Here is a 10,123-nt window from a genome sequence, read left to right on the forward strand (position 1 = left end):
AACTAAAAGAGAAAAGGGAAGAATATATAAAAAGGCTTAAGGAGCTTCATCAAATAATTGGCGAACCAAGAAAAAGGATAAAGGATATAGCAAAAGAGCTAACTATAATTCAAGTAGATATAGAGGATGCAAAGGAAAAAATGATTGCTTCTAATTTAAGGCTTGTTGTAAGTGTAGCAAAAAAATATATGAATTGGGGTTTAAGTTTTCTCGACCTTGTTCAAGAGGGAAATATTGGGCTTATAAAGGCTGTTGAAAAATTTGAGTATAAAAAGGGCTATCGCTTTTCTACATATGCCACCTGGTGGATTAAACAGGCAATCACAAGGGCAATCGCTGACCAATCAAGGACAATAAGGGTTCCTGTCCATATGGTTGAACAGATAAACAGGGTTATTAAGGAATCCCGTAGGCTTCTTCAGAAAATAGGAAAAGAGCCATCTCCCGAAGAGATTGCAGAAGAGCTAGATTGGTCAGTAGGAAGGGTAAAGGAGGTCTTAAGAATTTCTCAGGAGCCAATCTCCCTTGAAAGCCCTGTCGGAGACGAAGGAGACACTTGCCTTTCAGACTTCATTGAGGATAAAAGCATTGCCTCTCCTGCAAATATGACTACATTCTTCCTTCTTAGGGAAGAAATAGACAGGGTTTTTACATCCCTTTCTTTCCAGGAGGCAAGGGTATTAAGTTTAAGGTTTGGGCTAGAGGATGGCTATCCCCATACATTGGAAGAGGTTGGGATGAAATTTAATGTTACAAGGGAGCGTATTCGCCAAATTGAAGCAAAGGCATTGAAAAAGCTCCAACATCCACTAAGAAGTAAGAAATTAAAGGATTATCTTGATATTTAGGATTTAGGATTTTTAAGATAAATGGAAAGGCCGATAGGTATTTTTGATTCTGGGATTGGTGGAGTTACCGTTTTAAAGGAGATTATAAGAATGCTTCCCCAAGAGGACATTATTTATTTTGGTGATATTGCAAGAAGTCCATATGGCTCAAAATCAGAATCTCTGGTTGTTAAGTATTCAAACCAGGCGCTCTCCTTTTTACTTTCACAGAATGTAAAACTTGTTGTCATAGCTTGCAATACCGTAAGCTCGGTTGCTATGGAAAGCCTATCCCAGAGATTTCCCTATATCATTGGTGTCATAGAACCTGCAGTTTCGGAAGCAATAAAGCTTGGAGAAACAATTGGTGTAATTGGGACAAGAAGGACGATTGCTAGCTCTATCTACCAGAAAAAAATAGCAAGACAGGGCAAAAAGGTTATCGCAAAAGCCTGTCCATTATTTGTTTCCTTGGTTGAGGAGGGGTGGGTTGACAATAAGATAACAAAGAAGATAACAAAGGCTATATGTGAGGAATATCTCTCGGAATTAAAGGGAAAAATTGATGTCCTTATTCTTGGTTGTACACACTACCCCTTTCTCTTACAAACAATTAAAGAAACAATTGGCGATGATGTTTACATTGTCAGCTCATCTAGTGCAACCGCTATTGCTACAAAGGCCCTATTGGAAAAAAAGGGCTTGTTTAACACAAAAGGTGGGAAAATAAGGTTTTATATAAGTGATGAGCCAGGTGATTTTATGCTTAAGGCAGCTGATTTTCTTGACATTTCAATTACAGATATTCAAAGAATAGATTTAGAAGAATATGAAAGCAGTATATCCAGGAAGGTTTGATCCACCAACACTTGGTCATTTGGATATTATAAAGAGGGCAAGCTCTCTTTTTGATGAGGTAGTTGTCCTCTGTGCAGAGGATGCAACAAAAAAGACTTTGTTCTCAAAAGAGGAAAGAATTGAAATGCTAAATGAGATAACCAAAGAAATAAAAGGGATTTCCGTCTCATCATTCAAAGGGCTTCTCGTTGATTATCTTAAGAAGAATAAAATAAAGGTTGTTATAAGGGGGCTTAGGGCTGTTTCTGATTTTGAGTATGAATTCCAGATGGCACTTACAAACAAAAGGCTTTATCCAGAGCTAGAAACGGTTTTTCTAATGACAGATGAGGCATATTTTTATTTATCCTCCTCTGTTGTAAAAGAGCTTTCAAATCTTGGAAGGATTCCAAAAGGATTTGTCCCAGAGCAAATAGAGAAAAGGTTAAAATCTAAATTTGAAACCCCTTAAAACAGATACTGACTCAAATAAAATATCGTTCTTGACAAAGCAATTGAGATTATAGTAAAGTTATTAGGATGACAGAAGAGGATCTTTTATTAGAGGAGGAAGAAAAAAAACCGACTTTATTAAGCAATCCGGTTGTCCAAATTGCCGTAATAGTTATAAGCCTCGCTGTGGCTGTTTCTCTTTCTGCTATTATCTCATTTATGGTTGCAAAATCATATAAGCCATATATCCTTGTTATCTCTCCAGAAAAGGAGAAAAAAATTATTCCACCCCCGGAAGCCTTAAATTCTTCTAAGATGGGAGATTTTCTTGTTCGCTTAACAGACCCTGATATGCCAAGGTATCTCAAGGTTAAAGACCTTTGTATTGCCTATGATGGAAGAAAATATAAATACCTAGCCGCAGAGATAGGAGAGAGAAAGGCACAGATAAAGGAGTTAATAAACGATATTCTTATTAAAAAATCGTCTGATGTTGCAACCTATGATGGAAAAATGGCTTTAAAAAAGGAGTTTATTAGCGAGATAAACAAAATATTAAACCCAAAGAAGGGAAGAATAGAGGATGTTTATATGGAGATATTGATACAATAATGGCTGAAGAGGAAAAGAAAGAAGAGGAAAAGGAGAAGAAGCCTAAAAAGGGCCTTCCAAAGGGGCCTATTGTCATTGTTCTTGCTATAATTATTGGCTTAATCCTTGCTGGTGTAACCGCTATTATTGTTACAAAAATGGTGGCTGAAAAGGATGAAATCCCAGTATCTCTTATAAAACCAGATGAAATTGAAGAAGATGAAAAAGGAGAGATTCATAATTTTGAGCTTGGTGAATTTTTGGCAAAGATAATAAACCCAGAGGAGCCTACATATGTTAAGGTAGAAAAGCTTACATTTAGCTATGACGCCAAAAAATATGAATTTCTTGTAAAAGAGCTTGAGGAGAGAAAGCCAGAGATGAGGGATATTGTAAATACCATCCTTATATCATCAACACCAGAAATATCAACAAGAGAAGGGAAAAATGCATTTAAGAAGGAAATAAAGGAAGAAATAAATGCAATCTTTCGCGATGGCCAGATTGAAAATGTATTCTGTGAAATTATTGTTCAATAGGAGATTGACAAAATTTAAAGATAAAAATAAAATAATTCTATGGTTTTAATTGGAGAAAGCATTAATATCACCTCACGAAAGATTGGGGAAGCGATGAGGAATAGGGATAAGAAGCCAATTCAGGAATTGGCTCTCTTGCAAGAAGAAAGGGGCGCAAATATGCTGGATGTAAATATTGGCCCTGCAAGAAAGGAAGGGAAAGAGCTTATGTCCTGGGTTGTTGAGGTAATCCAGGAGGTTTCAAGGCTTCCATTATCCCTTGATACAACAAATCCAGAGGCAATGGAGGGAGGGCTTGCTTTATGCAAAGAAAGACCCCTTATAAACTCTGCATCCTGCCAGGAAGAGCGTCTTTCTAAAATGCTTCCTTTAGCTTCCAAATATGGTTGCAATATCATCTGTCTCCTCCTTACAGATGCTGGGCTTCCGAGGGATGTTGATGAAAGGGTATCGCTTTCTTTAATGATTACAGAAAGGGCGAATAGCCTTGGTATTCCTAATGATAGAATCTTTATTGACCCTGTAATGTTCACTGTAACAGTTGACCAAAAACAGGTTGTGTATTTCAGGGAATTTCTTGAGATTCTTCCCTCTTTGTTTGACCCACCTTGTAAATCAACCTGCGGATTGTCAAATGTTTCTCAAGGAATTCCATCACCAGAATTAAGGTCTATTATGAATCAAGGTGCATTTTGTATTTCTCATCAGGCTGGAATATACTCTGCTATTGTGAATGTTTTAGACGATGATTTTATGGAGACAGTGCAGGGGATTAAAAAAGAGGGTTCTGTAGATGGCTATCTTTCTGTAGCCTCTCAAGAAAAAAGAACTAACTTAGAAAAAACAATAAAGGTTTTAAAAAACGAATCCCTGTATTGCCATTCATGGCTTGAGCTTTAAAAAATTAACCCACGCCTATTTTGAAAAGACAAATAAAAAATGATTGACAATAATTCTTCAATGGATATAATAATAACAAAAAATGGAAAGGCTTGATGAGGAGCTTTTTGAGCTAAAGAAAAGGGTATTGGAAATGGCATCTTTAGCAGAAGAGGCTATTTCTCTTTCCATAAAGGGTCTTAAGGAGAGGGATTCCAATGTTCTTAAAGGTGTTTATGAAAGAGAGGAGAAAATAAACCACCTTCAGATGGAAATAGATGAAATGGGGCTTATGCTCCTTGCCTTAAGACAACCTGTTGCGGCTGACCTTAGATTTGTCGTATCTTCTATGAAGATTAACAATGAGATTGAAAGAATTGGTGATGAGGCTATAAATATTGCAGAGAGGGCAGAATATCTCCTTTCTAAACCTCCCCTTAAGCCACTTATTGACATTCCAAAGATGGCAGAGATAGCCCAGGCAATGGTAATGGATTCTATAAAATCATTATTGGAAAGGGATGTTCAATTGGCAAAAAATGTCAGGGAGAGGGATGATGAGGTTGATGGTTTAAGAGACCAGATATTTCGTGAGCTTCTTACATATATGATGGAAGACCCAAAGAATGTAAAGAGGGCTATGGCACTTATCTCTGTTGCAAGATACCTTGAAAGAATTGGAGACCATGCAACAAACATTGCAGAGAATGTAACATATATGATATCTGGAAAGGATGTGAGGCACCCTTTAAGAAAGCAAGAGTGAAGAAATTAGTCCATAGTCAAGATGCGAGGTATCCTTTAGGAAAATAAGGATGAAAAAGGAGGGGATTTTTGTTGGGATTTTATTGCTTCTCTGTCTTATTTCAATAATTATTGGAGCAAGCCTAATTAACAAGCAGGGAGGGAAGAAAATTCGGCCTTTTGAAGAAAGGGGAATAGCCATCATTAATATCTATGGTTCTATTGAAACTACAAGCCAGCCTAGTGGATTTTTTGAAGGGTTTAAAGGGGCTGATTATATAACAAAGAGGCTTTCAAGCATAGCCAAAGATAAAAGAATCAAAGCCCTTGTTGTTAGAATAGATAGCCCAGGGGGAAGTGTTGCTGCTTCTCAAGAGATATATAAGGAGCTTTTAGCCCTTAAGAAAAAAGGAAAAAAGGTTATAATCAGCATCGGTGATGTTGCTTGCTCTGGTGCATACTATATTGCTTGTGCGGGTGATAAGATTATAGCAGATGAGGGAAGTATAATAGGAAGCATTGGCGTTATATTTTTTGCTCCAAACATTGAAAACCTTATGGAAAAAATAGGCATTAAATTTATGTGTTTAAAGAGCGGAAAGCATAAAGATATAGGCTCAATTGCAAGGGAAATGACAGATGAGGAAAAAGAAATAATCCAAAGTCTTATTGATAAAACATTTCTACAATTCTTTAATGCTGTATCAAAGGAAAGGAAGATTCCAGAGAAAAGGCTTAAGGAAATAGCAGATGGAAGGGTATTTATAGGAGAAGATGCAAAAAATCTTGGGCTTATTGATGAAATAGGGACATTTCAAAAAGCAATAAAAGAAGCAGCAAGGCTTTCTGGAATTAAGGGCGAGCCAAAGATAATAGACGAAAGGGAGCCTATGGAAAGAATAATGGAGGAATTTTTGGGTATTATAGGAGCCATAAAACCAAAAATGGGATTTGCAAGCTTAAAATATATATGGCAACCATAAGAAATGCATTTTCCGGGGCGTAGCGCAGCCTGGTTTAGCGCGCAGCGTTCGGGACGCTGAGGACACTGGTTCAAATCCAGTCACCCCGATAAGGAGAATAAAAATGGAAGAAAAGCAAAATGGAAAGAAGTTAGACAAACCTCCGCAACAGGCAACAAAATCAGAAGACAAACCTTTGCAACAAAGACCAAAGGTATTTGGTCCTGTCGCAAATTTGGAAGAATATGTCTCCTCTGATTGGTGGAAGAAAATCTTTAATCCACTTTATCTTAAGACAGATGGAGATGTTGTAGATGACCAGAGGCTAACCAAAGACGAGGTTTCTTTAATCATTGAGGCACTAAAACCAAAGAAGGATGAGGAAATCCTTGATTTATGCTGTGGACAGGGCAGGCATACAATAGAGCTTGCAAGGAGGGGGTTCTTAAATGTAGAGGGTCTTGATAGATCTCACTACCTTATCTATAAAGCAAAAACATTATCAAAGAAGGAGGGGCTTAATATCAAGTTTAAAGAGGGTGATGCAAGAAAGCTTCCATATCCACCCGATACATTTGATATCGTTATAATCTTGGGTAATAGCTTTGGATATTTCGAATCAATCAAGGATGATATAAAGGTTCTTTATGAGGTATTTAGGATTCTTAAGCCCTGGGGAAGGCTTCTTATAGAATTGGCTGATGGTGAATATCTAAAGACAAATTTTAATCCAAGGTCTTGGGAGTGGATGGACAAAAACCATTTTGTCTGCAGGGAAAGGTCATTATCATTAGATGGACAAAGGCTTATCTCAAGAGAGGTTATAACAGATGTAGAAAAGGGCGTAATTGCAGACCAATTCTATGCAGAGAGGCTATATACAAAGGATGATATCTCAAACCTTCTTAAAAATGCAAATTTTTCCAATATATCATTTAATGGCAATGGAATATCAGCAATATCAGAAAGAAATCAGGATTTGGGGATGATGGAGAAAAGAATGCTTATAACAGCCGATGTCAGGAAAGAGTGGACACAGATAAAAAGAAGCAAAAAGATAGGGTTGAATATAGCTGTACTCCTTGGAGACCCAACAAAACCCGATATACTAAAGCCAGATTATCAATTTGATGATGATGATTTCTATACCATTGACCAGCTTAAAAGTGCATTAAGGGAGCTTTCCCAATATCAATTCACCTACCTTAACTCCCATAATACCATTGTTTCTGACCTATTAAAGATTATTGGAAAAACAGACCTTGTCCTTAATCTGTGCGATGAGGGTTATAACAACGATGCAAGAAAGGAGCTTCACATCCCATCCCTTTTAGAGGTTCTTGGTCTTTCCTATACAGGCTCAGGCCCACAATGCCTTGCATTCTGCTATGACAAATCCCTGGTTCGAGGTGTTGCCTTTGAAATGGGGGTCCCTGTTCCAGATGCTTTCTTCATAAAACCAGGGGATTCTATATTTGAGCTTACAATAAACTTTCCTGTGATTGTAAAACCAAATTTTGGTGATTCAAGCTTTGGGATAACACAAAGAAGCGTTGTCAATAACATTGATGAGCTTACACAGGCAATCCTTTGGATAAGGGAAAAATTTGGCTATGAAAAGCCCATTCTTGTTGAGAAATTCCTTACAGGAAAGGATATAAGCGTTGGAATAATAGGAAACCCTCCAGATGACTACAATATCCTTCCCATTATAGAAGAGGATTATTCAGAGCTTCCACCAGACCTTCCAAGGATATGTGGCTATGAGGCAAAATGGCTTCCCAATTCCCCATATTATAAAACAAAATCCATTAGGGCAGAGATTTCTGATGAAACAAAGGACCTTATTATTGATTCATCCCTTAAGCTATTTGAAAGGCTTGAATGCAGGGATTATTGCAGGTTTGATTGGAGGTTTGATGATAAAGGAAACCCAAAGCTTCTTGAGGTAAATCCTAATCCTGGATGGTGCTATGATGGACATTTAGCAAAGATGGCAAGCATTTCAGGCATCTCATACCCATTTCTCCTTGATGCAATTATTAAGGCAGGCTTACAGAGATTGGGGATTCATTGAATATAAGTGTTATATACTGAACATCAATTGAATTTCAAGAATTCTATGTGTTATGAAAGAAAAAAAGAAATTCTAAATTCTTAAGGTTATAAATTTAAAATGCAAAACACAAAATGCAAAATGCAAAACTGATGTAAGGATTTATTACTTCGTCTATCGTCTATGGTCTATCGTCTATGGTCTATAGACTATCAACTATAGACTATCAACGATTTTGAGTTGTTGTTTTGAGCTTTGCGTTTTGAGTTTTTAGTTTTATTGGAGTATTTAAACTAATGAAAAAGAGCTAGACATTATACTTGAAAACCAATTTTGTTTGGGTATATTTAGATGCTCCTAGACAATTTTTACTAATTTAATCTATAATAAAGAATAATGAAAAAATTAAAAATCGGTGTTGTTGGAGTAGGTCATATGGGAGAATTTCATGCAAAGGCATATTCAGAAATTCCAAATTGCGAGCTGACAGCCGTTGCTGATATAGTAGAGGAAAGGGCAAAAAAGATTGCATCTCAATATTATACAAAACCATACACAGATTATAGAGATATGTATGATAAGATTGATGCTGTCTCTATAGCTGTTCCAACAAGCCTTCATTACCCTGTAGCATTGGATTTTTTAAACAAGAAAAAACCAGTTCTCCTTGAAAAACCAATGACAACAAATATTAAAGAGGCAGAATCCCTTTTTGAGATTGCAGAAAGAAATAATGTCCTTCTTCAAACAGGTCATGTTGAAAGGTTTAATGCAGCTGTTTGTGAGCTTAAAAATATTATAAAAAACCCTATATTTATTGAGACAAAAAGGCTAGGACCAAAGAATCCAAGAATAAATGACACAGGCGTTATTTTAGACCTTTTAATTCACGATATAGACATCGTCCTTTCCCTTGTTCCATCTGACATAGAAAAAACAAGCCTTGTTGCAAGTAAGGTTTATTCGGATTATGAAGATATTGCTAACCTTCAGATTGTATTTAAAAATGGCTGTATTGCATCTTTAACAGCATCAAGGATAACTGAGGAGAAAATGAGGACATTATCAGTCACTCAAGGTGATGCATATATATTCCTTGATTATGCAGAACAAGACCTTCATATCCACAGAAGGGCATCATCAGAATACTTTACATCCCCTGAGGTATTAAGGTATAAACAGGAATCATTTGTTGAAAGAATTTTTGTTCATAAGGATAATCCCCTGAAACTTGAGCTTTTGCACTTTGTAGATTGTATCACAAATGGAACAAAACCAATAGTAGAGCCAGAAGGAGATATTAGGTCTTTAAGGGTAGCTTTGGATATTTTAAAACAAATTCCTTTGACATTAAAAGGAGGTTAATCTTATAATATAAATTATGAAGAAAAAGATAAAGAAAAAGACGCCGTGGATAAAGGTAAAGAGAAAAACCTGCCTCTTTTGTCAGGAAAAAATAAAAGAAATATCCTGGCTTGATTATGAAATTATTAGAAAGGAGCTTTCAGAGAGGGGAAAAATTCTATCAAGAAGGATTACAAAAACCTGTGCTAAACACCAAAGAATGATGACAAGGGCAATTAAGCAAGCAAGGCAACTTGGCCTTCTTTCCTATACATCAAAATGAAGGTAATTCTTCTTGATGATATTCCAAAAGGAAAGATGGGCGATGTTGTTGACCTACAAGATGGCTTTGTTAGAAATTTCCTCCTTCCAAAGAAAAAAGCAATATTGGCAACAGAAGAGAACCTTAAGCTAGTGAACAAAATAAAAGAGGAAAGAAAAAAGAGGGAAGAAAGGGAGAATAAATTAAAAATTGAATTAAAAGAAAAGATTGAGGCTTTGACCATTACGATGAAAAAGAAAACAGGTGAAGAGGATAGAATGTTTGGCCAGGTAACATCGCAAGAGATAAAAGATAGCCTTAAAGAATTTAATATAGATATTGATAAAAAAGATATTCTTCTTCCAGAGCAAGGGATTAAAAGCTTGGGGGAACATAGCGTAGAAATTAAGCTAGGAACCGATATAAAAGCATCCCTTAAGGTTTTGGTAGAAAAGGAAGAATGAGAATTGCGGAATACGAAGTATCTAGGCAATTTAAAAATAAATGTAACTATTCACCCTATAGGGAAATAAGGAATGTATATGTTTAGATAATGTTAAGGAAAATAATGAAGCCAAAGAATAAAAATCCCAATGTCCAAATCCCAATGACAAATGAAATCCCAATGT

At 36.3% G+C, this 10,123-nt stretch carries 12 protein-coding genes and 1 tRNA gene; all 13 read left to right on the plus strand.

Annotation, left to right across the window (positions count from 1 at the left end):
* Nucleotides 1–848 (plus strand): RNA polymerase sigma factor RpoD (rpoD, locus tag AB1630_07305; GenBank protein ID MEW6103600.1); only part of this gene is annotated, 848 nt, incomplete at its 5' end.
* Between the two features lie 21 nt (nucleotides 849–869).
* Nucleotides 870–1,685 (plus strand): glutamate racemase, encoded by an 816-nt coding sequence (murI, locus tag AB1630_07310; GenBank protein ID MEW6103601.1) that lies wholly within the window; start codon nucleotides 870–872, stop codon nucleotides 1,683–1,685.
* Entirely contained in the window at nucleotides 1,657–2,136 is a 480-nt protein-coding gene (gene coaD / locus AB1630_07315; protein ID MEW6103602.1) for a pantetheine-phosphate adenylyltransferase, read from the plus strand. Before murI ends, coaD begins: the two co-directional genes overlap by 29 nt.
* 68 nt (nucleotides 2,137–2,204) lie before the next feature.
* Nucleotides 2,205–2,729 carry a flagellar basal body-associated FliL family protein gene (locus AB1630_07320; GenBank protein ID MEW6103603.1) on the plus strand — a complete coding sequence of 175 codons (525 nt, stop codon included), beginning with the start codon at nucleotides 2,205–2,207 and terminating at the stop codon, nucleotides 2,727–2,729.
* A complete protein-coding gene (locus tag AB1630_07325) occupies nucleotides 2,729–3,247 on the plus strand; it encodes a flagellar basal body-associated FliL family protein (protein ID MEW6103604.1) in 519 nt (172 codons plus the stop codon). Before AB1630_07320 ends, AB1630_07325 begins: the two co-directional genes overlap by 1 nt.
* A gap of 39 nt (nucleotides 3,248–3,286) precedes the next feature.
* The gene (locus AB1630_07330; protein MEW6103605.1) at nucleotides 3,287–4,147 is read left to right on the plus strand and encodes a dihydropteroate synthase; all 861 of its coding nucleotides are present in this window, start codon (nucleotides 3,287–3,289) and stop codon (nucleotides 4,145–4,147) included.
* 82 nt (nucleotides 4,148–4,229) lie between these two features.
* Complete coding sequence (phoU, locus tag AB1630_07335) at nucleotides 4,230–4,892, plus strand: phosphate signaling complex protein PhoU (GenBank protein ID MEW6103606.1); 663 nt, start codon at nucleotides 4,230–4,232, stop codon at nucleotides 4,890–4,892.
* Nucleotides 4,893–4,941: 49 nt separating this feature from the next.
* The gene (gene sppA, locus AB1630_07340) at nucleotides 4,942–5,853 is read left to right on the plus strand and encodes a signal peptide peptidase SppA (protein ID MEW6103607.1); all 912 of its coding nucleotides are present in this window, start codon (nucleotides 4,942–4,944) and stop codon (nucleotides 5,851–5,853) included.
* A 13-nt stretch (nucleotides 5,854–5,866) separates the two neighbouring features.
* Nucleotides 5,867–5,942: transfer RNA gene (locus AB1630_07345), tRNA-Pro, on the plus strand.
* 14 nt (nucleotides 5,943–5,956) lie between these two features.
* Nucleotides 5,957–7,909, plus strand: a complete 1,953-nt coding sequence (locus AB1630_07350) for a methyltransferase domain-containing protein (GenBank protein MEW6103608.1) — start codon at nucleotides 5,957–5,959, stop codon at nucleotides 7,907–7,909.
* 375 nt (nucleotides 7,910–8,284) lie between these two features.
* On the plus strand, nucleotides 8,285–9,253 hold the full coding sequence (locus AB1630_07355) for a Gfo/Idh/MocA family oxidoreductase (GenBank protein MEW6103609.1): 969 nt from the start codon (nucleotides 8,285–8,287) through the stop codon (nucleotides 9,251–9,253).
* A gap of 16 nt (nucleotides 9,254–9,269) precedes the next feature.
* A complete protein-coding gene (rpsR, locus tag AB1630_07360; GenBank protein ID MEW6103610.1) occupies nucleotides 9,270–9,515 on the plus strand; it encodes a 30S ribosomal protein S18 in 246 nt (81 codons plus the stop codon).
* The gene (gene rplI / locus AB1630_07365; protein MEW6103611.1) at nucleotides 9,512–9,958 is read left to right on the plus strand and encodes a 50S ribosomal protein L9; all 447 of its coding nucleotides are present in this window, start codon (nucleotides 9,512–9,514) and stop codon (nucleotides 9,956–9,958) included. Before rpsR ends, rplI begins: the two co-directional genes overlap by 4 nt.
* Nucleotides 9,959–10,123 lie beyond the last annotated feature (165 nt).

Source organism: bacterium (assembly GCA_040753555.1).
Taxonomy (GTDB): domain Bacteria; phylum UBA9089; class UBA9088; order UBA9088; family UBA9088; genus JBFLYE01.